At 64.3% G+C, this 21,630-nt stretch carries 20 protein-coding genes; 8 read left to right on the top strand and 12 right to left on the bottom strand.

From position 1 onward, the window contains the following. Positions 1 to 146: 146 nt before the first annotated feature. On the bottom strand, positions 147 to 923 hold the full coding sequence (gene fpr, locus IB261_RS08345) for a ferredoxin-NADP reductase (protein WP_081517926.1): 777 nt from the start codon (positions 921 to 923) through the stop codon (positions 147 to 149). Between the two features lie 222 nt (positions 924 to 1,145). Here fpr and IB261_RS08340 point away from each other — a divergent pair, with 222 nt between their 5' ends. After that, positions 1,146 to 2,072 carry a LysR family transcriptional regulator gene (locus IB261_RS08340; RefSeq protein WP_081517925.1) on the top strand — a complete coding sequence of 309 codons (927 nt, stop codon included), beginning with the start codon at positions 1,146 to 1,148 and terminating at the stop codon, positions 2,070 to 2,072. 115 nt (positions 2,073 to 2,187) lie between these two features. On the opposite strand, the gene IB261_RS08335 is transcribed toward IB261_RS08340, so the two are convergent. Both IB261_RS08335 and erdR read right to left on the bottom strand, forming a co-directional pair. Next, positions 2,188 to 2,559 carry a diacylglycerol kinase gene (locus tag IB261_RS08335; protein ID WP_024765290.1) on the bottom strand — a complete coding sequence of 124 codons (372 nt, stop codon included), beginning with the start codon at positions 2,557 to 2,559 and terminating at the stop codon, positions 2,188 to 2,190. Between the two features lie 108 nt (positions 2,560 to 2,667). Continuing rightward, the gene (gene erdR, locus IB261_RS08330; RefSeq protein ID WP_024765291.1) at positions 2,668 to 3,318 is read right to left on the bottom strand and encodes a response regulator transcription factor ErdR; all 651 of its coding nucleotides are present in this window, start codon (positions 3,316 to 3,318) and stop codon (positions 2,668 to 2,670) included. Between the two features lie 265 nt (positions 3,319 to 3,583). Between erdR and IB261_RS08325 the strand changes: the two genes are divergently transcribed. Beyond that, on the top strand, positions 3,584 to 4,468 hold the full coding sequence (locus IB261_RS08325) for a DMT family transporter (protein ID WP_081517924.1): 885 nt from the start codon (positions 3,584 to 3,586) through the stop codon (positions 4,466 to 4,468). 66 nt (positions 4,469 to 4,534) lie between these two features. On the opposite strand, the gene IB261_RS08320 is transcribed toward IB261_RS08325, so the two are convergent. Then, positions 4,535 to 5,251, bottom strand: coding sequence for a tRNA-uridine aminocarboxypropyltransferase (locus IB261_RS08320; protein ID WP_192381957.1), 717 nt, complete (start codon positions 5,249 to 5,251; stop codon positions 4,535 to 4,537). A 153-nt stretch (positions 5,252 to 5,404) separates the two neighbouring features. Beyond that, positions 5,405 to 7,102, bottom strand: a complete 1,698-nt coding sequence (locus tag IB261_RS08315) for an OmpP1/FadL family transporter (RefSeq protein ID WP_192381955.1) — start codon at positions 7,100 to 7,102, stop codon at positions 5,405 to 5,407. A 331-nt stretch (positions 7,103 to 7,433) separates the two neighbouring features. Between IB261_RS08315 and IB261_RS08310 the strand changes: the two genes are divergently transcribed. Both IB261_RS08310 and IB261_RS08305 read left to right on the top strand, forming a co-directional pair. Next, on the top strand, positions 7,434 to 7,841 hold the full coding sequence (locus tag IB261_RS08310; protein WP_017518004.1) for a quorum-sensing-regulated virulence factor family protein: 408 nt from the start codon (positions 7,434 to 7,436) through the stop codon (positions 7,839 to 7,841). Positions 7,842 to 7,850: 9 nt separating this feature from the next. After that, positions 7,851 to 8,066, top strand: a complete 216-nt coding sequence (locus IB261_RS08305; protein WP_045210039.1) for a DUF3820 family protein — start codon at positions 7,851 to 7,853, stop codon at positions 8,064 to 8,066. Between the two features lie 40 nt (positions 8,067 to 8,106). Here IB261_RS08305 and IB261_RS08300 read toward each other — a convergent pair whose 3' ends face one another. Further along, positions 8,107 to 10,512: a phosphoketolase family protein gene (locus IB261_RS08300; protein WP_192224936.1), complete on the bottom strand. Its 2,406-nt coding sequence runs from the start codon at positions 10,510 to 10,512 to the stop codon at positions 8,107 to 8,109. 125 nt (positions 10,513 to 10,637) lie between these two features. On the opposite strand from IB261_RS08300, the gene IB261_RS08295 reads away from it, so the two are divergent. Together IB261_RS08295 and IB261_RS08290 are read left to right on the top strand one after the other, a co-directional pair. Then, complete coding sequence (locus tag IB261_RS08295; protein WP_192381953.1) at positions 10,638 to 12,059, top strand: MBL fold metallo-hydrolase RNA specificity domain-containing protein; 1,422 nt, start codon at positions 10,638 to 10,640, stop codon at positions 12,057 to 12,059. Between the two features lie 167 nt (positions 12,060 to 12,226). Next, positions 12,227 to 13,300 carry an LOG family protein gene (locus IB261_RS08290; RefSeq protein WP_192381951.1) on the top strand — a complete coding sequence of 358 codons (1,074 nt, stop codon included), beginning with the start codon at positions 12,227 to 12,229 and terminating at the stop codon, positions 13,298 to 13,300. Positions 13,301 to 13,361: 61 nt separating this feature from the next. Here the strand turns inward: IB261_RS08290 and recX are convergent, their stop codons facing one another. From recX to IB261_RS08275, 3 genes are all read right to left on the bottom strand, one after another. Next, a complete protein-coding gene (gene recX, locus IB261_RS08285) occupies positions 13,362 to 13,826 on the bottom strand; it encodes a recombination regulator RecX (RefSeq protein ID WP_151186349.1) in 465 nt (154 codons plus the stop codon). A gap of 5 nt (positions 13,827 to 13,831) precedes the next feature. Then, positions 13,832 to 14,887 carry a recombinase RecA gene (recA, locus tag IB261_RS08280; RefSeq protein ID WP_081517917.1) on the bottom strand — a complete coding sequence of 352 codons (1,056 nt, stop codon included), beginning with the start codon at positions 14,885 to 14,887 and terminating at the stop codon, positions 13,832 to 13,834. Between the two features lie 85 nt (positions 14,888 to 14,972). After that, on the bottom strand, positions 14,973 to 15,485 hold the full coding sequence (locus tag IB261_RS08275; protein ID WP_081517916.1) for a CinA family protein: 513 nt from the start codon (positions 15,483 to 15,485) through the stop codon (positions 14,973 to 14,975). Between the two features lie 82 nt (positions 15,486 to 15,567). On the opposite strand from IB261_RS08275, the gene mutS reads away from it, so the two are divergent. Together mutS and fdxA are read left to right on the top strand one after the other, a co-directional pair. After that, positions 15,568 to 18,141: a DNA mismatch repair protein MutS gene (gene mutS / locus IB261_RS08270; protein WP_192381949.1), complete on the top strand. Its 2,574-nt coding sequence runs from the start codon at positions 15,568 to 15,570 to the stop codon at positions 18,139 to 18,141. A gap of 65 nt (positions 18,142 to 18,206) precedes the next feature. Continuing rightward, a complete protein-coding gene (gene fdxA / locus IB261_RS08265) occupies positions 18,207 to 18,530 on the top strand; it encodes a ferredoxin FdxA (protein ID WP_015476292.1) in 324 nt (107 codons plus the stop codon). A gap of 435 nt (positions 18,531 to 18,965) precedes the next feature. Here the strand turns inward: fdxA and rpoS are convergent, their stop codons facing one another. The 3 genes from rpoS to IB261_RS08250 all read right to left on the bottom strand — a co-directional run bounded on the left by rpoS (position 18,966) and on the right by IB261_RS08250 (position 21,623). Beyond that, positions 18,966 to 19,970 carry an RNA polymerase sigma factor RpoS gene (gene rpoS / locus IB261_RS08260; RefSeq protein ID WP_045210031.1) on the bottom strand — a complete coding sequence of 335 codons (1,005 nt, stop codon included), beginning with the start codon at positions 19,968 to 19,970 and terminating at the stop codon, positions 18,966 to 18,968. Positions 19,971 to 20,065: 95 nt separating this feature from the next. Then, positions 20,066 to 20,914, bottom strand: coding sequence for a peptidoglycan DD-metalloendopeptidase family protein (locus IB261_RS08255; RefSeq protein ID WP_081517914.1), 849 nt, complete (start codon positions 20,912 to 20,914; stop codon positions 20,066 to 20,068). A gap of 73 nt (positions 20,915 to 20,987) precedes the next feature. Next, complete coding sequence (locus IB261_RS08250) at positions 20,988 to 21,623, bottom strand: protein-L-isoaspartate(D-aspartate) O-methyltransferase (protein ID WP_139791561.1); 636 nt, start codon at positions 21,621 to 21,623, stop codon at positions 20,988 to 20,990. Positions 21,624 to 21,630 lie beyond the last annotated feature (7 nt).

Raw genomic sequence — 21,630 nt, 5'->3', positions numbered from 1 at the left:
TATCCGCCAATTCGGCGGATGACGCCGCTGGCGTAATGCGCCCCACGTCCCGCACCACAGGAATCCGCGCATAAAAAAACGCCGCGATCCCAAAGGAGTCGCGGCGTTCTTTCGACTGAAGCGTCGTGCGCTTCTTACTTCTCGGCTTACTTTTCTACGAAAGCGCGCTCGATCAGGTAGTCGCCCGGCTCGCCCATGCGCGGGGAGATCTGCAGGCCGAAGCCGTTCAGCACTTCGCTGGTCTCGTCGAGCATGCTCGGGCTGCCGCAGATCATCGCGCGGTCGTCCTGCGGGTTCATCGGCGGCAGGCCGATGTCGGCGAACAGCTTGCCGCTGCGCATCAGGTCGGTCTGGCGGCCCATGCTGTGGAACTCTTCACGGGTAACCAGCGGGCAATAGATCAGCTTCTCTTTCACCATGTCGCCGAAGTACTCGTGCTCCGGCAGGACCTTGGTGATGAAGTCGGAGTAAGCCAGCTCGCTGACCCAGCGTACGCCGTGGACCAGGATGACCTTCTCGAAGCGCTCGTAGACTTCCGGGTCCTGGATGACCGACAGGAACGGCGCCATGCCGGTGCCGGTGCTGAGCAGGTACAGGTGCCGGCCGGGCTTGAGGTCGTCCAGCACCAGGGTGCCGGTGGGCTTGCGGCTGACCATCAGCTCGTCGCCTTCCTTCAGGTGCTGCAGACGCGAAGTCAGCGGGCCGTCCGGGACCTTGATGCTGAAGAACTCCAGGTGCTCTTCGTAGTTCGGGCTGGCGATACTGTACGCGCGCATCAGCGGACGACCGTTGACTTCCAGGCCGATCATCACGAACTGACCGGTCTTGAAGCGAAGACCCGGGTTACGGGTGGTCTTGAAGCTGAAGAGGGTGTCGTTCCAGTGGTGCACGCTGAGAACGCGCTCGGTGTACAGGTTGCTCATCAAGGACTCCTAGGAGAAACGTGGCGCACCCCAGCAGATCCCGGACGTAGCGCAATTGCGCGACATTTTATAGGCGGCGACAATATCCGCAAAATAAATTATCTGGATATTGCTAATCCAAAACGCAGATAAGGCCGCCCAGTCGCCGCGAAAGGATACCGTCAGGTGCTTCCTACGCCGGGGTGACGAAATGTCGCGCAGCCTTCTCCGGAGCCCCACAGCATGAAGTTCACCCTGCGCCAGCTCGAAGTCTTCGTCGCCGTCGCCCAGCAGGAAAGCGTCTCCCGCGCAGCCGAAGCCCTGTCCATGTCGCAGTCGGCCACCAGTACCTCGCTGGGCGAGCTGGAGCGACAGTTCGACTGCAAATTGTTCGACCGCTCCGGCAAACGCCTGACGCTCAACGCCCTCGGCCGCCAGCTGCTGCCCCAGGCAGTGGCCCTGCTCGACCGCGGCAGCGAGATCGAGAACATGCTCAACGGCAAGAGCGCCTTCGGCTCGCTGGACCTGGGCGCCACCCTGACCATCGGCAACTACCTGGCGACCCTGCTGATCGGCACCTTCATGCAGCGTCAGCCCGATTGCCGGGTGCGTCTGCATGTGCACAACACCGCCCACGTGGTGCAGCGCGTGGCCCACTACGAACTGGACCTGGGCCTGATCGAAGGCGACTGCCAGCACCCGGACATCGAGGTGCAGCCATGGATGGAAGATGAACTGGTGGTCTTCTGCGCGCCGCAGCACCCGCTCGCCCGTGAAGGCCGCGCGAGCCTGGAGCGACTGACGGAGGAAGCGTGGATTCTGCGGGAACAGGGCTCGGGCACACGGCTGACCTTCGACCAGGCCATGCGCCATCACGTGGAGCCTTTGAACGTGCGACTGGAGCTGGAACACACCGAGGCGATCAAGCGTGCGGTGGAGTCGGGGCTGGGCATCGGCTGCATCTCGCGCCTGGCCCTGCGCGACGCCTTCCGCCGTGGCAGCCTGGTGCCGGTGGAAACGCCGGACCTGGACCTGCGCCGGCAGTTCTACTTCATCTGGCACCGGCAGAAGTACCAGACCGCGACCATGCGCGAGTTCCTCGAACTGTGCCGCAGCGAAACCGCCGGGGTGACGCGCAGCGACGACATCGTCCTGCCGATGATCCCCTGACGCGAAACCGAACGCTGCGCAGGGCGAATAACCTGGAACAGGTTATCCGCCGGCTCTTGCTGGCGGATAACGCCGGCGCGTTATCCGCCCTGCGAAAGCCCCAGCAGAAAACCGTTTAGCCGAGCAGGATGCCCGCCCAGGTCACGGTGATGATGGTCAGCGCGACGAACTGGGCGGCGCTGCCCATGTCCTTGGCGTTCTTCGACAGCGGGTGGCGCTCCAGGGAAACCCGGTCCACCACCGCCTCGATGGCGGAGTTGAGCAGCTCGACGATCAGCGCCAGCAGGCACACGGCGATCATCAGCGCGCGTTCGCCGCGGGTCACGTCGCAGAAGAACGACAGCGGGATCAGGATGACGTTGATCAGCACCAACTGGCGGAAGGCCGCTTCACCCTTGAAGGCGGCGGCAAAGCCGGCCAGGGAGTAGCCGGCCGCGTTGAAGATGCGTTTCAGGCCAGTCTGGCCCTTGAAGGGGGAAGCGGACACGTGTGGTTCTCACAGGCAAAGGTCGCGGCACTCTATACCAGCGATCGTCAAAATGGGGTCAAGGCCATTACAGAATGTGACGGCCTCAGGGGCTGAATGTGACGGGCCTCAGGCCCCCGGCACCGATTCCATTTGCGCCAGCAGCAACGCCGCCTGGGTACGGGTGCGCACGTTCAGCTTGCGGAAGATCGCCGTCACGTGAGCCTTCACCGTGGCTTCGGAGACACTCAGTTCGAAGGCGATCTGCTTGTTCAGCAGGCCTTCGCAGACCATGGTCAGCACGCGGAACTGCTGCGGGGTGAGGCTGGCCAGACCGGCGCTGGCGGCGCGCACGTCGTCGCTCATCTCGGTCACGGCGTCCACCTGCGGCGGCCACCAGACATCACCATCGAGCACCGCACGCACGGCCTGCTGCAGCACGCTCAGCTCGCTGGACTTGGGGATGAAGCCGCTGGCACCGAACTCGCGGGAGCGCTGCACCACGGCGGCGTCTTCCTGGGCCGAGACCATCACCACCGGAATCTGCGGGTACTGCCCGCGCAGCAGTACCAGGCCGGAGAAGCCATAGGCGCCGGGCATGTTCAGGTCCAGCAGGACCAGGTCCCAGTCGGCCTTCTCGTTCAGGCGCGTCTCCAGCTCCGCGATACTCGCCGCCTCCGACAGCCGCGCCTCGGGGCCGAGACCGATGGTCAGGGCCTGGTGCAGGGCACTGCGGAACAGCGGGTGATCGTCAGCGATCAGGATCTCGTAGGAAGCCATGAATTTTCCTTGAAGGCCGCGCCGAAGTCCCGCCGTGGATAACAGCCAGACTTGCGCAGGAAAGGTCGGAGCACGGATAGAGCACTACTTGTCACATTGTACGCAAAGAGCGGCTTCGCTGTCCGCCGCGAATACGTCCCTCGCAGTACATGCACAATGGCCTGAAAGCCCCTGCCACTGTGCCCGCCGGGAACCCTGTCCCCTTTCCAAAGGCCCGGCGTTACGGCAGAGTTCCGCTTTTTTTCCTGCCCGTTACGAGAACAAGATGAAAAGCCATGCGCTGCGCGCCGATTTCCTGATGCTGTTCACCGCGATGATCTGGGGGGTCTCCTTCGTCGCGCAACGCCTCGGGATGGATGCCATCGGTCCCTTCCTCTATACCGGCCTGCGCTTCACCCTCGGCGCCGTGGCACTGCTGCCGCTGCTGGCCTGGTCGAGCAAGCGCGGCGCCCAGCCGTTCAACCGCGGCCTGATCCTGGCCGGTCTGGCCATCGGCACCGCGCTGACCGTGGGGATCAACCTGCAGCAGGTCGGCCTGATGTTCACCAGCGTGACCAACTCCGGCTTCATCACCGGCCTGTACGTCATCATCGTGCCGCTGCTCGGCCTGCTGATCGGTCATCGCGCCGGCACGGGCACCTGGATCGGTGCTGCGCTGGCGGTGACCGGCATGGCGATGCTGAGCATCGGCCCGGACTTCCACGTCGCTTCCGGTGACTGGCTGCAACTGACCGGCGCCTTCGTCTGGGGCGGCCACGTCCTGCTGGTGGGCCTGTTCGCCAGCCGCTACGACCCGATCCGCCTGGCCTTCCTGCAGTTCGCCACCTGCGCGGTGGTGAGCATGATCCTGGCGCTGGTGTTCGAGGAGATTCACCTCGACGCCATCCTCCAGGCCGGCCCTGCCCTGCTCTACGGCGGCCTGTTCGGCGTCGCCACCGGCTTCACCCTGCAGGTCATCGCGCAGAAGCACGCCATCGCCTCCCACGCGGCGATCATCCTCTCGCTGGAAGCCGTGTTCGCCGCCATCGCCGGCGCGCTGTTCCTCAACGAAACTCTGCACGTGCGCGGCTACTTCGGCTGCGCGCTGATGCTCGCCGGCATGCTGGTCGCTCAGCTGTGGCCGAAGAAGGCTGACGCCAAGGCGGCTTGAAACACCCAATAAGCCTGCAGGCGCGCGCATGGCCCGCGCCTGTAATGGTTGCGTTGGCGAGGCAGGCTATCGCTGGGTAAACGGCCTCAACGCCTGATGCGCCGGGCTCTGCTCGTCCAGCGGCTGCTGGCGCTTGGAGCCCAGGTAGCGTTCGCTGAACACATCCAGGTAGGCATCCAGCGCATCGCCGGCGCGGCGGTCGCCGGCCAGCCCCAGGCACAGCGCGGCAACCTCGGCGGTGCACAGGTGTTCGTCGAACTTGGAGCGGCGCAGGCGATAGCGCGACAGCGCATCGGGGGTGATGCTCAGCACCGGGAAGCGGTCCAGGTACGGGCTCTTGCGGAACATCTTGCGCGCCTCGTTCCAGGTGGCATCGAGCAGGATGAACAACGGGCGCTTGCCGTCCTGCGGCTCCACCGTGGTGACCACGCGCTCGGGCTGGACGAACTCGCCAGGGAACACCACATACGGCTGCCACTGCGGATCGTCGAGCAGCACCAGCAGCGCAGGGTCGACCTCGATGCGCGACCAGCCGAAGGCCCAGGTCTCGGGCACGGTCTCGGCGATCAGCCAGCCGGTGTTGCTGGGCTTGAGCGGTTCGGTGTCGAACATCACCAGGCACATCGCCGAGTTGGACTCGACCTGCGGGCGCAGGCTGCACATGCAGTAGTTCGGCCGCAGGCGGCAACCGGGGCAGCGCGGCGAGCGTGAGCCACGGGCGAAGAACGGCTTGATGCAGCGGGCCAGGCGTTCATCGCGAAGGCGGGCGACGGCGTGGCTCATGCTGCAGCCACCGGGATGAGGAAAAGCGAACGGGACATCGAAGGCTCGAACGGGACGACGGTTGCGGACCGCCGATTGTACCAGAGCCGCCGCCCGCCTCCCTGCGAGCGGCGCGGTGGCGTTCAAGGCAAGTAGCTTGGAGATAAGCGGCCTTCAGAAGCTGTGGTTAAGCGCCAGGCCGATGAACTGGATCTGCTGCTTGTATTCGCCCTTGTAGTTGCCTCCGTTGCCGGTGCAGCGCACGCCGCTATCGACGTAGAGCCCTCCGGAACCGGGCGCCCAGCCAGCCGGCGAGCAGCCGTCGGCGTAGTCCATCTTGCCGCTGTCGAACTTCACGAAGCTGTAGGCCAGGTCCACCGAGGTGTCCTTGGTGAAGTGGTAGTTGGCCCCCAGCGACAGCCACTTGCGATTGGCGTCGGGGAAGGCCGGGTGGCGTAGCCCGTCGCCGCTGACCGGGGTCTTGTCGTAGGCGATGCCGCTGCGCAGCAGCAGGTCGTCGTTGAACTGGTAGTTCATCCCAAGCGAGACCTTGTAGGTGTTCTTCCAGTCCTGCTTGACGCTCAGGTCCCCCTCGTTGACGCCATTGAAGTACGGGTAGCCCTGCACCTGGTCGATGCCGATATCCACCGAGTCCAGCCGCGAGTGCCGCGTCCAGGTCACGTCGGCCATCAGCGCGACCTTGTCGTTGAGCTGGTGGAAGCCGTTGATGGACAGAGATTCGGGCGTGTCGATGGTGACCTTGGCCTTGGAGTTGGGGTGCAGCCGGGTGGCGGCGAACTGGCCGGGGTTGACCCACTGGTCCGGGTCGAACAATTGCTGGATGGCGTCCTTGGGCGGCAGTTCGATGATGCCCAGGTCCAGGCCGCCGCTGAGGTCGGTATCCGGCGAGGGCACCGTGCCCTGCACGTCGGAGAAGCTCCACTTGGTCTTGCCTTCCAGCTCATGCTTGATCCGCGAACGGTAGGCGATACCAAAGCGCGTGCGCTCCGTGGGTTCCCACAGGTAGCCGAAGTTCCAGCCGTAGCCCCAGTCGTCACCCTTCACGCGGAAGTAACCGTCGCCCTGGACGTTGTCGGAAAAGTTTTTCGCCACGCAGTCGACGAAGGCATCACCGTTCTGGCCGTTACAACTGGTCACCTCCTCCGGCACCTGCACGCCGTAGACCAGCGGGATCACCGCCTGCCCCAGGGGCGAGGCGGCCAGTTCGGTGACGTCCTGATTCTCCCTGACGAACTGCCCGGCCAGTTGCCGCGAGGCACCCTTCACGTCGGCCGCGCCGCGCTGGATGGAGCGGATGTACTGAGCCGAGACGCCGAAACCGACGCTATGGTGCTCGTTGAGGCGGAAGGAAATGCTCGGGTTGAAGGTGACGGTTTCCAGCGAGGCCGACTGGATGCCGTAGCGGCCGCTCCAGTCCTTCTCGTAGTCGAGCTTGGCGCCATAGGGCGTGAAGATGCCCAGGCCGATGTTGATGGTGTCGTTCACCTGGTGGGAGAAGTAGAAGTTCGGCGCGGCGGCCGCGTCCGGCAGGTAGGAGCCGGCGTCGCCGTCGCCCTCACCGGTGCGGTTGCCGAACACGTCGGTGGAGCCGTCGTCATCGTACTCGCCCTTGGGCAGCAGGATGGTCAGGCCGCCGGTGACCTGGTTGCCGGGCAGGCGGGCCATGCCGGCGGGGTTGTAGAAGATGGTCGAGGCGTCGGCCGCTTCGGCGCCGTTGGCGTGGGCGGTGCCCTGGGCGGACACCGACTGTGAGCCGAAGTGATAACCGGACGCCTCGGCCTGCTGCGCGGGGACTGCGATCAGGCACCAGGAGCCCAGGGCAAGCGGCCAGGGGCGCAATACTCTTGTCATTGTTCTTCTCCTGCGATGGGATGATTCGCCCGACGCATCGACAAGAGTCCGCCCTACCGCAGAAGCAGCATGAAAATGGCACCGCCTTGCGCGGCGGCTGGACCTCCCGATGGTCGACCCTCCCGCTCGGAGGGCAGAGGTTGTGACCGGAGAGCGGCGCCATCCTCCCCCCATCCTTTGACGGGGTTGGCCGCCCGGCGGCGCGGTCTGGGGTCTGAGGTAACAGTTCCTCGGCAGGCGCGCCGTTTTAAGGGACAATAGGCGGCTTGAATGACCGTCGAACCCGAAAGGCTCGCCACGGTCGAATCGGCACCATTGTCAGGAGATGCCCATGCTGCGCCTCACCGCCCTCGCCCTCTGCCTCGTCATTCCCGTCGCGCACGCCGCGTCGAAGAAGGACTTCGAACTGACCCAGACCCTGGAAAAGGTCGCCAAGGAAAGCAGCGAAGGCACCCCGCGCGCCATCAACGAGGACATCCTCGACCAGGGCTACACCGTCGACGGCCCGCAGTTGATCAACCACCTGAGCGTGCGCGCCAGCCATGCCGAGCGCATGCGCGAGAACCCCGACAGCGTGCGCAGCCAGTTGGGCGACAGCGTCTGCAGCAACACCGCCTACCGCCAGTTGCTGGCCGAGGGCGCGATCCTCACTTACAGCTTCACCGAGTACAAGACCAACGCCCCGGTCGCCACCGAGCGCTTCGACGCTGGCAGCTGCAAGATCAAGCTGAAGAAGTAAGCCGCACCCATGCTCGACAAGGAAATGCTGCTGAAGATCGCGCGTACGCCGATGCCCTTCGGCAAGTACCAGGGTCGCATGCTGGTGGACCTGCCTGACGAGTACCTGCTGTGGTTCCACAAAAAGGGGCAGTTTCCGGCCGGCGAATTGGGCCGGCTGATGCAGCTGACCCTGGAACTGAAGATCGATGGCCTGGACGACCTGATCAAAGCGCTCAAGCGCTGAGGCCCGCGCAACCGCCCTGTGGCGGTTGCGCCAGCGCTCGTCAGCGCAGCACGGCGGGGTTCTCCTTGCCGGCCACCGCCGCTGCTTCGTCCGGCGCCAGCAAGGCGCTGCGCGGCACATCCAGCAACCGCGCGCAGGCCGCCAGCACGTGGGCCCAGCTGCAGCGGTTGGCGAACAGCATGCCCGCCTCGTCCAGCGTACCGCCCTGGTTGCGATAGCCCAGCACCGCCGTCTTCAAGGCGTCCGGCAGGATCGGCCAGAGGTGCCCGCGCGCCACTTCCGGACGCATGTGAGTGAGCAGCACGCGGCGCTGGTAATGGTCTGGGAACAAACGCATGGCCACGGACTCATCCGTCAGCGCCTGCAACTCCCAGTTGTCACGCGGCGCGCGGAAGCGCCCCGGCTCCTGCAGATAGACCAACCGATACGGATAACCGGCCTCCTCCAGCCGCAACGCGGCGCGACGCATCTCGGCCAGTTGGTAGCTGCCGTTGGCGATCAGCAGCAGTGGCTCGGCGCCGGGATGTTCGTCCATCAGGATCGCGCCATCGCGGGCCAGCTGTTCCGCCTGGGCCTGGTTGAACACGGCCGGACGCTCGCGCTTGGGTGCCACGATGCAGGCCAGTTGCCCGCGACTGCGGTAGATGTCCGGCAGCAGGGCCAGGTGACTGTTGTGGTCGGCCGGGAAAACCACCCGAACCATGTCGCTCATCTCGCCCAGCAGCGCCTCGCAGAAGGTGGTGTCCTGGTGTGACTGCTGGTTCTTGCCGTTCTCCCACGTATGCGAAGTCGCCACCAGCGGCCAGCCGAGCCAGCCCGCAGGACGCCCGGCTTCCTTCTGCTGGCGGGCAAAAATCAGCGTCTGGCGCACGGCCCCGAGCATCTTCACGCAGAAGGCTTCGTAGCTGGCCACCAGGTTCAGTCCACCCTGGTTGGCCAGGCAGGCGGAAACCACCGCTTCCTCGTTGAGCGCGGTGATGATCCGGCCATCCACGGCCTCCAGATCGCTTTCCGGCTCACTCACCCGGTGCCGCAGCGCCTTGAGCACGCCGCCCAGGCGGTTGCTCGCCAGCTCGTCCGGGTTGCCGACGCGGGCGCGCAGGTCCGGGTTGGCGCCGCACAGGTCAACGAAAAAGCGATCCAGCGCGGCCATGGGCGAGCATTCGTCGTTGCGGTAATGCAGCGGCGGAATCGAAGGTTCGATAGGCCGACGCACGGCCAACGGGTTGTCCCGCTCCAACACCCGGCCGCTGCGCGAGGCAGTGAACAGGCCGCAGGCCTCGGCGAGCTCTTCCGGCTCCACCCACAGCGGCGCCGCATGCTGGTTGAACAGCTCGCGCGCCTCGGCGTCCACTCCGGGGTTACCCGGGAGTGGCAGGTTGTGCGCGGCGTTGCTGCCGGCCCCGTAGAAGCCGTAACCCTTGGTCGTCTCGGCAATGCCATAGGGAATCGGCAGCGGATAGCGCAGGATGCCGCGCTCCTTCTCGTCGACGCGATGTTGCAGGCGTTCTTCCATTTCCCACAGGGCGCAGACGAATGCCGCCGGGTCACGTCCATCGAAGCTGATCGGGTCGAAGCCACAGCGCCGCAGGTGCAGCTTGAAGCCTTCCAGTCCCTCGTGGGTGCCCAGGTCGGTACGCTGCTCGATGCGCCGGCCGTTGGCGATCATCACCGGCAGCGCCGTGCCGCAATCTTCGGCGCGCCACCAGCGGGGAATCCAGTCGCTGCCGCGCTGTTCCTCGGCGGCGCCGTCGGAAAGAAACGCCACCAGGGTTTCGCCCGGTAGCGGCATGTGCGCATACATCAGCTCGGCGAAGCCGAGGTAGCCGCCTTCGGCAATGCCACCAGCGGTATGCGGGTTGACGTGGCTGCCCAGCGGCGCGGCGACCTTGCCGTCCGGCTGCTGGGCGTAGCTGTAGAAGTCCTGCAACAGCCGATCCAGCCCAGCCGCGCCACTTCCGTAGGCGGCAGCCTGTTCCGGATGCAGGTTACCGGTGAGCACGTTGAGCGCGTCGATCGCCGCCACACAGTGCCCCTGCCCCATAAGCCAGCCGCGGGTCTTGCCGCTCAGGGCATTCAGGGCGAGGTAACCGGCATAGGCCGGCACCATGTTCAGCGCACCGCCGGTGTGCCCTTCGGGCTGCGCCTTGAAATCCTCGGCCTGCAAGGGAGCGCCATCAAGGCGGACGCGCCTGGCGTAGGTCATGTGCGCCACCAGCCAGAGCCCGGCGCAGGTCAGCCGGTCCAGCGCGCCAAACAGTCGGTAGACGCTGGCCAGATCAGGTTGCAGACCGTACTGGACCAATTGATGAGCAACACGAAAGACCGCCGCCTGGGTCTGCGGGCTATGCTGAAGCGGTCCACGGCCTTGCCGCCAACGGGCAAATTCCGGCTCGGCTGCCGCGTGGCTGTCGAGTTCCTCGGGACTGGGCAGTATCTGTGGCATCTCGGCTCTCCCTTGGCTTTGCAGGAAAGTCTAGGTCGCCACGGATCGGACCGGCGCTGACATGTATCAACGAGCGCCCCGACCATTCGAGCAAGGCTGAAAGAGAATTCCCACAAGGAGACGACATGGCGCTTCTCACTTTCATCGGCGCGATCCAGGAAGTCACCGGCTCCTGCTACCTCCTGGAAACCCGCGACGGCGTCCGCGTGCTGCTCGAATGCGGGATGCGCCAGGGGCGCGGCGGCAACGAGGGTACCCGCGAAAACGAAGCGACCAACCGCACGCCCTTCCCTTTCGACCCGAAGGAGCTCGATGCCGTCGTCCTGTCCCACGCCCACCTGGACCACAGCGGCCTGCTGCCGCGCCTGGCGAAGGAAGGCTACAAGGGTCCGATCTACGCCACCGAATCCTGCTGCGACCTGCTGGAGCTGATGCTGATGGACTCGGCGCACCTCCAGGAGAAGGACGCCGAATGGGAGAACAAGTGGCGCGCGCGCCTGGGCAAGCCGCCCGTCAAGCCGCTGTACACCGTCGAAGACGCTTCCCGCGCCCTGAACCAGCGCCGCCGCGTCAGCTATGGCAGCACGGTAGACGTAGCGCGCGGCATCCGCGTGACCTTCCACAACGCCGGGCACATCCTCGGCTCGGCCATCGTCGAACTGGAAATCCATGAGTTCGGCTCGACCCGCCGCCTGGTGTTCTCCGGCGACCTGGGCAGCACCTGCTCGCCACTGATGCGCACGCCGACCCCGCTGACCCGCGCCGACGTGGTGCTACTGGAATCCACCTACGGCGACCGCGACCACCGCGAAGCCAACGAAACTCTGCTGGAACTGGCCGGCATCCTGCAACGCGCGCAGAACGAAGGCGGCAACGTGCTGATCCCGTCGTTCGCCGTCGGCCGCACCCAGGACCTGATCTACTACCTCGGGCGCTTCTACCAGGAAGGTCGCCTGCCGCAGCAGGTGGTCTACCTCGACAGTCCCATGGCCGCCCGGGCCAACAACATCTACCTGCAACACATCGGCGAGATCGCCGACGTCGACCGCGAGTACATGCGCGGTACCGGCACGGCCAAGGTCGGCGAGTGGCTGCCGATCCTGCGCACCACCCAGAGCGCCGATGAATCCATGGCGCTGAACCGGATCAAGAGCGGGGCCATCATCATCGCCGGCAGCGGCATGTGCACGGGAGGGCGCATCGTCCACCACCTCAAGCACAACCTCTGGCGCGAGGAATGCCATATCGTCTTCCCTGGCTTCCAGGCCAAGGGCACGTTGGGCCGCGCCATCGTCGACGGCGCCCAGACGGTACGCATCCTGCGCCAGCGCATCAGCGTGAAAGCGCAGATCCATACCCTCGGAGGGTTCTCCGCTCACGCGGGACAATCACAATTAATTCAGTGGGTTGGCCACTTCGAGAACAAACCCGAGCTATACCTGATACATGGCGAGCGGGAAAAGATGGATGTACTCAAGGGTGCACTCCAGGATCGCCTGAACTGGACGGCCAACATTCCGGAGCCCGGAGACCGGATCGCCATCTGAAATCGGGGCCTCACCGACTGTCACACCCCGCGTGCCAGACTGGGCAGGCCTCCTGCTGAACCCTGTGCGTGCGGCGAAGCGCCAATGCGTCAACGCCAGAGCCACCTTGCGTGGCCGGCGCCGCCCATGGACAGGCGATCAGGGGTTGATGAACAAGGAGTATCAACATGCCCTATGAGCCCGACGACTACCTCTCCAGACACTTCCAGACCAGCGGCACCGACCTCGCACAGAAGATCGAGGAACTGGCCGAACTGGCCGCCCCCGGAAACAGCCAGAACCTGCCGCTGTACCGCGAGATGCTCACCACCGTGGCCCGCATGGCCCAGGCCGACCGCAACCGCTGGGACGCCAAGATCATGCTGCAGACCCTGCGCGAGATGGAGCACGCCTTCAGCACCCTGGAGCAGTTCAAGCGTCGCCGCAAAGTCACGGTGTTCGGCTCGGCCCGTACACCGGCCGACCACCCCGTCTACGTCCTGGCCCGCGAACTGGGCGAAACCCTCGCCCGCTACGACCTGATGGTCATCACCGGCGCCGGCGGCGGCATCATGGCCGCGGCCCACGAAGGCGCCGGGCTGGAAAACAGCCTTGGCTTCAATATCACGTTGCCCTTCGAACAGCACGCCAACCGCACCGTGGACGGCACCAGCAACCTGCTGTCCTTCCACTTCTTCTTCCTGCGCAAGCTGTTCTTCGTCAAGGAGGCCGATGCCCTGGTGCTCTGCCCCGGCGGCTTCGGCACGCTGGACGAAGCACTGGAAGTACTGACGCTGATCCAGACCGGCAAGAGCCCGCTGGTACCGATCGTGCTGCTGGACCAACCGGGTGGGCACTACTGGGACCACGCCCTGGAATTCATCAAGGAACAGCTGGAAGACAACGGCTACATCCTGCCCAGCGACATGAACCTGATGAAACTGGTGCACACCGCCGAGGAAGCCGCCGAGGAAATCGCCCAGTTCTACAGCAACTTCCACTCCAGCCGCTGGCTCAAGGATCGCTTCGTGATCCGCCTGAACCACCCGCTGAGCGTGCGCGCACTGCAGTTGCTGGAGCGCGAGTTCGGCAGCCTGTGCGTCACTGATGGCTTCCACCAGCAGCCCTACAGCGAATCGGAACTGGACGAGCCGGAGTTCTCCCACCTGACCCGCCTGGCCTTCGCCTTCAACGGCCGTGATCAGGGGCGCCTGAGAGAACTGCTGAACTTCATCAACCAGCCGGAGAACTGGGAGCGCTGATTTCCTGGGCAACTTCCAGAGCAAGAAAACAAAAAAGGCACCCGGTGGGTGCCTTTTTCGTTCAATCATCTGATCGTCGACCGCTCAGAAGCCGGCTGATGGCTTCCATCGAGTAGCCCCGATAGCTCAGGAACCGGCCCTGCTGGGCTCGCTCGCGAGCGTCCTGCGGCAGTCGGGCGAACTTGCGGCGCCATACTTCACGCAGGTTTTCACTCCAGTCGACACCCGACTCGCTCAGCGCACCGTCGATCTCGCTACGGGGCAAACCACGTTGCGACAGCTCCTCGCGAATCCGCACCGGACCGTAACCGGCCCGCGCACGGCTGGCGATGTAGCTTTCCAGGTAGCGGCTTTCGTTGAGCAGCCCTTCCTCGGCCAGACGGTCGAGGGCGGGATCGATCAGGTCCTGCGTGGCGCCGCGTTGCCGCAGCTTGCGTGAGAGCTCGGCCCGGCCATGCTCGCGTCTTGCCAGCAGGTCCATGGCGACCCGCCGCACCGCGACGGGGTTATCGAGCTCGACGGCCATCGCTATCAGTAGTCGGCTTCAGCTTCTGCTTCGGCTTCCGCCGCAGCGAGCTCGGCCTTGGTCGGCGGAGTCTGCTTGGACAACAGCTGGTCACGGATAGCCTTGTCCAGGGTGGTGCAGACCTCGGCGTTGTCTTCCAGGAACTTGGCGGCATTCGCCTTACCCTGGCCGATCTTGCTGCCCTGGTAGCTGTACCAGGCGCCGGACTTCTCGATCAGGCCCAGCTGTACGCCCAGGTCGATGATCTCGCCGGTGCGGTAGATGCCGCGGCCGTACATGATCTGGAACTCGGCCTGACGGAACGGCGGAGCAACCTTGTTCTTCACGACCTTGACGCGGGTTTCGCTGCCGACCACTTCGTCGCCTTCCTTCACCGCGCCGGTACGGCGGATGTCGAGACGGACGGAGGAGTAGAACTTCAGCGCGTTACCACCGGTGGTGGTTTCCGGGTTGCCGAACATCACGCCGATCTTCATGCGGATCTGGTTGATGAAGATGACCAGGCAGTTGGCGTTCTTGATGTTGCCGGTGATCTTGCGCAGCGCCTGGGACATCAGGCGGGCCTGCAGGCCGACGTGCTGATCGCCCATCTCGCCTTCGATTTCGGCCTTGGGTACCAGGGCCGCTACGGAGTCGACGATGATCACGTCAACGGCATTGGAGCGCACCAGCATGTCGGTGATTTCCAGGGCCTGTTCGCCGGTGTCCGGCTGGGAAACCAGCAGGTCGTCGACGTTGACGCCCAGCTTGCCGGCGTAGTCCGGGTCCAGGGCGTGTTCGGCGTCGACGAAGGCGCAGGTGGCGCCGATTTTCTGCGCCTGGGCGATGACCGACAGGGTCAGCGTGGTCTTACCCGAGGATTCCGGGCCGTAGATCTCGACGATACGGCCGCGCGGCAGACCGCCGATGCCCAGCGCGATGTCCAGGCCCAGCGAGCCGGTGGAGATGGCGGGGATTGCCTGGCGCTCATGGTCGCCCATGCGCATGACCGCGCCTTTGCCGAATTGGCGTTCGATCTGTCCCAGGGCCGCGGCCAGGGCGCGCTTCTTGTTGTCGTCCATTGAAGTCCTCGCGAAGTCAGGCGGCCGGGCGGCCACGAACAACTGTATAAGTAGACAGTATTATTCCACAGGGCAAGCCGCTCGCCTACCCCTGAATCGGATTTTCCCCGTCCGCCAGTCGCAATAGCCCTTCCAGAGCGGTCGCCACGGTCTGCCGGCGAACAGCTTCCCGATCACCGGCATACAGACGGCGTTCACTGAACACCTGTGCGCCTTTCCTCCAGGCCAGCCAGACGGTGCCCACGGGTTTCTCGGCAGAACCACCATCCGGTCCGGCAATACCGCTGACCGCTACGGCGATATCCGCGCCACTGCGCGGCAACGCACCGTCCACCATGGCCTCGACCACCTCACGGCTCACCGCGCCGACTTGCGGGAACAGCTCGGCCGGCACATCCAGCTGACGCGTCTTCTGGCTGTTGGAGTACGTGACGTAGCCTGCCTCGAACCAGGCGGAGCTTCCGGATATACGGGTGATCGCCTCGGCAATGCCGCCACCTGTGCAGGATTCGGCGGTGGTGACGCGCAATTTGTTGGCAGCCAGCCGCGCGCCAAGCCGGGAGGAGAGTTCAGTAATAAAGGAATCGGTAACGGGCACAGTGCGCTCCGGGGTTAAAGAAGGCCAGGCGGATACCGTACACTAGGCGCTTTTGCATGTTGAAGCCGGACAGCCAGAAGCCATGAGTCAGAGCGACCTCTCCGCCCACACACCGATGATGCAGCAGTACTGGAGGCTGAAGAACCAGCATCCGGACCAACTGATGTTCTACCGCATGGGCGACTTCTACGAGCTGTTCTACGAGGACGCCAAGAAGGCCGCCAAACTGCTGGACATCACACTGACCGCACGCGGCCAGTCCGCCGGCAACTCCATTCCCATGGCCGGCATTCCCTTCCACTCCGCCGAAGGCTACCTGGCCAAGCTGGTGAAGCTCGGCGAATCGGTGGTGATCTGCGAACAGATCGGCGACCCGGCCACCAGCAAGGGACCGGTTGAACGCCAGGTTGTACGCATCCTGACCCCCGGCACCGTCAGCGACGAAGCGCTGCTCGACGAGCGCCGCGACAACCTGATCGCCGCCGTGCTGGGGGACGAGCGCCTGTTCGGCCTGGCCGTGCTGGACATCACCAGCGGCCGCTTCAACGTCCAGGAAATAAAAGGCTGGGAAACCCTGCTGGCCGAACTGGAGCGCCTGAACCCCGCCGAGCTGCTGATCCCCGACGACTGGCCCCAGGGCCTGCCGGCTGAAAAGCGCCGTGGCGCACACCGCCGCGCCCCCTGGGACTTCGATCGTGACTCGGCGAAGAAGGGCCTGTGCCAGCAGTTCGGCGTGCAGGACCTCAAGGGCTTCGGCTGCCAGGAACTCACCCTGGCTATCGGTGCGGCCGGCTGCCTGCTGACCTACGCCAAGGAAACCCAGCGCACCGCCTTGCCGCACCTACGCAGCCTGCGTCACGAGCGGATCGACGACACCGTGATCCTCGATGGCGCCAGCCGCCGCAACCTGGAGCTGGACACCAACCTCGCCGGCGGCCGCGACAACACGCTGCAGTCGGTAGTCGACCGTTGCCAGACCGCCATGGGCAGCCGCCTGCTGACCCGCTGGCTGAACCGACCGCTGCGTGACCGAGCCGTGCTCGAAGCTCGCCAGGAGTCCATTGCCTGCCTGCTGGAGCGCTATCGCTTCGAAGTCCTCCAGCCGCAGCTGAAGGAAATCGGTGACGTCGAACGAATTCTCGCCCGAATCGGCCTGCGCAACGCCCGCCCGCGCGACCTCGCGCGCCTGCGCGACGCCCTCGCCGCCCTGCCGGAGCTGCAGACTGGCATGACCGAGCTGGAAGCCCCGCACCTGGGCGAATTGGCCGTCAGCATCCGCACCTACCCGGAACTGGCCGACCTGCTGGCCCGCGCAGTGATCGAGAACCCGCCGGCCGTGATCCGCGACGGCGGCGTCATCGCCCGCGGCTACGACGCCGAGCTGGACGAACTGCAGATGCTCAGCGAGAACGCCGGCCAGTACCTGATGGATCTGGAAACTCGCGAGAAGGCCCGCACCGGCCTGCCAAACCTGAAGGTCGGCTACAACCGCATCCACGGCTACTACATCGAACTGCCCCGCGTGCAGGCCGAACAGGCACCCGCCGACTACATCCGCCGCCAGACCCTGAAAGGCGCCGAGCGCTTCATCACGCCGGAACTGAAGGCCTTCGAAGACAAGGCGCTGTCGGCCCAAAGCCGTGCCCTGGCTCGCGAGAAGCAACTCTACGAAGAACTGCTGGAACTTCTGATAGGCCAACTGGCGCCACTGCAGGACACCGCTGCCGCCCTGGCCGAACTGGACGTGCTGTCCAACCTCGCCGAGCGCGCACTGAACCTCGACCTGAACCGCCCGCGCTTCGTCGAAGAGTCCGGCATCCTCATCGAGCAAGGCCGCCACCCGGTGGTCGAGCAGGTGCTGGATACGCCCTTCGTCGCCAACGACCTGAACCTCGACGAAGACACCCGCATGCTGGTGATTACCGGCCCGAACATGGGCGGTAAATCGACCTATATGCGACAAACAGCGCTGATCGTGCTGCTAGCGCACATCGGCAGTTTCGTCCCGGCTGCGCGTTGCGAACTGTCCCTCGTGGACCGAATTTTCACCCGTATCGGCTCCTCCGACGACCTCGCCGGTGGCCGCTCCACCTTCATGGTGGAGATGAGCGAAACCGCGAACATCCTGCACAACGCCAGCGACCGCAGCCTGGTGCTGATGGACGAAGTGGGCCGCGGTACCAGTACCTTCGACGGCCTGTCGCTGGCCTGGTCGGCCGCCGAACACCTGGCCAAACTTCGCGCCTTTACCCTGTTCGCGACGCACTATTTCGAGCTGACCGTGCTGCCCGAAAGCGAACCGGCGGTGGCCAACGTTCACCTGAACGCCACCGAACACAACGAGCGCATCGTGTTCCTGCACCACGTACTGCCCGGTCCCGCCAGCCAGAGTTATGGTCTTGCGGTTGCACAATTGGCCGGTGTGCCGGGTGCGGTAATTCAGCGCGCCCGCGAGCATCTGTCGCGCCTGGAAACCACCAGCCTGCCCCATGAAGCACCGCGTTCGAGCGACCCGAAAAGCCCGGCACCACTGCAAAGCGACCTGTTCGCCAGCCTGCCGCACCCGATCGTCGAAGAGCTGATGCGTGTCAGCCCCGATGACCTGACTCCGCGTCAAGCTCTCGAATTGTTATATGCATGGAAGATGCGGGTCTGACGGACCGCTGGACAAGCTGCTAGAATCGCGCGCGCTTAGCCGCCCGCCTGAGGAGAAAATTAGAAATGACCTTCGTCGTCACCGACAACTGCATCAAGTGCAAATACACCGACTGCGTGGAAGTATGCCCGGTGGACTGCTTCTACGAAGGCCCGAACTTCCTGGTCATCCACCCGGATGAGTGCATCGACTGCGCCCTGTGCGAACCGGAGTGCCCGGCACAGGCGATCTTCTCCGAGGACGAGGTCCCGGATGGCATGCAGGAGTTCATCGAGCTGAACAAGGATCTGGCCGATGTATGGCCGAACATCACCGAGAAGAAGGACTCCCTGCCGGACGCCGAAGAGTGGGACGGCAAGCCGAACAAGATGCAGTATCTGGAGCGCTGATTTCCAGCACCTCCGGAAATAGAAAGGCCCGCCTGGTGCGGGCCTTTCTGCATCTGGATGCTTCACTTTTCTGCAGGCAAAAAAAAGGGGCGGGATAACCCGCCCACTCTTTCTTCCCTTCTTCATCATCCTGATGAACCGCATCCTGCGGTGGGTCCTGACCGACATCCTTACCGGCCTGCGCCTTTCCGTGTACGCAGGAGTGATATTACCCGCCTGCCGGAACGCGGCAACTGGGACACTTCCGCGCATCCACCACCGCCAGCGCCCCATCATTGAAATAAAATGCTTACAAAACAACAAGATAAGAAAAATAGACGTCAAGGCTGGCGACACTTCAAGCTGAACGCTCACACACTGTGTAAGCGAATGCTTACATCGCGACGCATAAAAAAGCCCGGAATCATCCGGGCTTCTTCGTTGTCGACCTGAACGCTACTGGAACAGTGCGTCGCTCGACAGGCCGTTCTTCTCGAGAATCTCGCGCAGACGCTTGAGAGCCTCGACCTGGATCTGCCGAACCCGCTCGCGAGTCAGGCCGATTTCCTGGCCGACTTCCTCCAGGGTACTGCTTTCATGGCCACGCAGGCCGAAGCGGCGAATCACCACCTCGCGCTGCTTGTCGGTCAACTCCGACAGCCAAAGGTCGATGCTCTCGCTGAGGTCGTCGTCCTGCAGCAGTTCGCAGGGATCAGTGGGACGGTCGTCGGTCAGGGTATCGAGCAGGGTCTTGTCCGAATCCGGGCCGAGGGAAACATCCACCGAAGTGACCCGCTCGTTCAGACCAAGCATCCGCTTGACCTCTTCCACCGGCTTCTCGAGCAGGTTGGCGATTTCCTCGGGCGACGGCTCGTGGTCCAGCTTGTGGGTCAGCTCGCGAGCGGCCCGCAGGTAGACATTGAGTTCCTTCACCACATGGATCGGCAAACGAATGGTGCGGGTCTGATTCATGATGGCCCGTTCGATGGTCTGACGAATCCACCAGGTTGCATAGGTGGAGAAGCGGAAGCCACGTTCGGGGTCGAATTTCTCCACCGCGCGGATCAGCCCGAGGTTGCCCTCTTCGATCAGGTCGAGCAGGGAAAGGCCGCGGTTGACGTAACGTCGCGCGATCTTCACCACCAGACGCAGGTTGCTTTCGATCATTCGCCGCCGACCGGCCGGGTCGCCCTTCTGCGCGAGACGCGCGAAATGGACTTCCTCTTCCGGAGTCAGGAGCGGCGAGAAACCGATTTCATTCAGATACAGCTGGGTCGCGTCGAGCGCGCGGCTGTAGTCGATGTGCTTGTGTTGCTTGAGAGACGAGAGTGAGGTGGCTTTAGGAGTGACTCGAAGCGATACCTGCTCTTCGGCAAATGACTCTTCGAGGATGATGCCAGGCTCCAGCAGGAGCACTTCATCATCGACGTCAAACTCCGGCCCTTCTTTTTTAAGTGCCATGTCGTTATCCCTTGCTGAGTTCGACAACAAGCCCAGGTGCTTCCTTATCCTTAGGACACCTAGGCCCGCTCACCCACGCAGGGGAACAGCAAGCGTCAACGACTTGGCAGGTATTGCAGCGGATCTACAGGTTTACCCTGGCGGCGAATCTCGAAGTGCAGCTTCACCCGGTCGGTCCCTGTGGAGCCCATCTCGGCAATGTTCTGCCCGACTTTGACCTGTTGCCCTTCCCGCACCAGCAACCTGCGGTTGTGACCGTAGGCGCTTACGTAGGTATCGCTGTGCTTGATGATCACGAGTTCGCCGTAGCCCCGCAAACCACTACCGGCGTACACCACCGTGCCATTAGACGCAGCCAGGACAGGCTGGCCCAATTGCCCGCCTATATCAATCCCTTTATTCAAACTGCCGTTTGATGCAAAACGCCCAATGAGAGTGCCATTGGTCGGCCATATCCAGCCCCCCGGAGCCCCCCCTGCAACCGCCGGAGTTCCGCCGCTGGCGGGGGGCTGCGCCGGAGTCGTGACAGCAGGCGTGGTCGGTTTGCTGGCGGTTGCCGGTGTGGATGTCGGTTTGTTGACTACGACTGGAGCGACAGGCGTCGTATTTTTTGCGACAGACGGTGCTGTCGACGAGCCACCATCGAAGCGGATGGTTTGGCCGGGGCGAATGGTGTACGGCGCGGAGATGTTGTTGCGCGCGGCCAGGGCTTTCCAGTCCCAGCCGTAACGGAAGGCGATGGAGTACAGCGTGTCACCGCGGCGCACCAGATACTGCCCACTGGTGACAGCCGGCTTCTGCTGGGCATTGCGGTCCACCACGGTCGTGGTGCTGCGCGAAGTCGAAGAACAGGCCGCCAGCAGAGAGCAGACGGCAATGGCCACCACAGCGTGGCCCAGGCCCTTGATCCAGTTCCGTTGACACAGGGTCGCTGTCAAGCTCACCCATCCCCCTTATCCATGAATTGACGTCCAGCCTCACTGGCCGGCAGTTACCGCAGACTTGACCGGCTTGCTCTCAGCCTAGCGGACCGTTGAGCAGCGGGACGAAGCGTACGGAATCCAGCACCTGGCGCTGGAAGCCGTCCTCGGTGCGGACGATCAGCATCAGTTGCTGCACCTCGCCGCCGCCGACCGGAATCACCAGCCGCCCCCCAGGCGCCAGCTGGTCCAGCAGCGCCTGCGGGACCTCGGCCGCTGCCGCGGTGACAATGATGCCGTTGTAAGGCGCAAGGGCGGGCCAGCCTTCCCAGCCATCGCCCCAACGAAAGACAACATTTCTCAGGTTTAGCTCCGCAAGTCGCTCCTTGGCGCGATCCTGCAGGGCCTGGATGCGCTCGACGGAGAACACCCGCTCCACCAGTTGCGACAGCACGGCGGTCTGGTAGCCGGAGCCGGTGCCGATCTCCAGCACCTTGTCCAGCGGGCCGGCGGCCAGCAGCAACTCGGTCATCCGCGCCACCATGAAGGGCTGCGAGATGGTCTGGTTGTGCCCGATGGGCAGAGCGGTGTCTTCGTAGGCGCGGTGCGACAGCGCCTCGTCGACGAACAGGTGGCGCGGCGTACGACGGATCACTTCCAGCACGCGGGCGTTGGACAGGCCCTCTTCGTACAGACGCTGGATCAGACGCTCGCGGGTGCGCTGGGAGGTCATGCCGATC

It is taken from the genome of Pseudomonas sp. PDM20, from assembly GCF_014852575.3.
Lineage (GTDB): Bacteria > Pseudomonadota > Gammaproteobacteria > Pseudomonadales > Pseudomonadaceae > Pseudomonas.
The sequence above is the reverse complement of the archived record's forward strand: the minus strand, read 5'-3'. Positions and strand labels throughout refer to the sequence as shown.

Excerpts from the sequence above, each read along its gene's own strand:
- fpr (WP_081517926.1), bottom strand. The coding sequence starts at position 923 with ATGAGCAACCTGTACACCGAGCGCGTTCTCAGCGTGCACCACTGGAAC.
- IB261_RS08340 (WP_081517925.1), top strand. The coding sequence starts at position 1,146 with ATGAAGTTCACCCTGCGCCAGCTCGAAGTCTTCGTCGCCGTCGCCCAG.
- erdR (WP_024765291.1), bottom strand. The coding sequence starts at position 3,318 with ATGGCTTCCTACGAGATCCTGATCGCTGACGATCACCCGCTGTTCCGC.
- IB261_RS08325 (WP_081517924.1), top strand. The coding sequence starts at position 3,584 with ATGAAAAGCCATGCGCTGCGCGCCGATTTCCTGATGCTGTTCACCGCG.
- IB261_RS08320 (WP_192381957.1), bottom strand. The coding sequence starts at position 5,251 with ATGAGCCACGCCGTCGCCCGCCTTCGCGATGAACGCCTGGCCCGCTGC.
- IB261_RS08315 (WP_192381955.1), bottom strand. The coding sequence starts at position 7,102 with ATGACAAGAGTATTGCGCCCCTGGCCGCTTGCCCTGGGCTCCTGGTGC.
- IB261_RS08310 (WP_017518004.1), top strand. The coding sequence starts at position 7,434 with ATGCTGCGCCTCACCGCCCTCGCCCTCTGCCTCGTCATTCCCGTCGCG.
- IB261_RS08305 (WP_045210039.1), top strand. The coding sequence starts at position 7,851 with ATGCTCGACAAGGAAATGCTGCTGAAGATCGCGCGTACGCCGATGCCC.
- IB261_RS08300 (WP_192224936.1), bottom strand. The coding sequence starts at position 10,512 with ATGCCACAGATACTGCCCAGTCCCGAGGAACTCGACAGCCACGCGGCA.
- IB261_RS08295 (WP_192381953.1), top strand. The coding sequence starts at position 10,638 with ATGGCGCTTCTCACTTTCATCGGCGCGATCCAGGAAGTCACCGGCTCC.
- IB261_RS08290 (WP_192381951.1), top strand. The coding sequence starts at position 12,227 with ATGCCCTATGAGCCCGACGACTACCTCTCCAGACACTTCCAGACCAGC.
- recX (WP_151186349.1), bottom strand. The coding sequence starts at position 13,826 with ATGGCCGTCGAGCTCGATAACCCCGTCGCGGTGCGGCGGGTCGCCATG.
- recA (WP_081517917.1), bottom strand. The coding sequence starts at position 14,887 with ATGGACGACAACAAGAAGCGCGCCCTGGCCGCGGCCCTGGGACAGATC.
- mutS (WP_192381949.1), top strand. The coding sequence starts at position 15,568 with ATGAGTCAGAGCGACCTCTCCGCCCACACACCGATGATGCAGCAGTAC.
- fdxA (WP_015476292.1), top strand. The coding sequence starts at position 18,207 with ATGACCTTCGTCGTCACCGACAACTGCATCAAGTGCAAATACACCGAC.
- rpoS (WP_045210031.1), bottom strand. The coding sequence starts at position 19,970 with ATGGCACTTAAAAAAGAAGGGCCGGAGTTTGACGTCGATGATGAAGTG.
- IB261_RS08250 (WP_139791561.1), bottom strand. The coding sequence starts at position 21,623 with ATGACCTCCCAGCGCACCCGCGAGCGTCTGATCCAGCGTCTGTACGAA.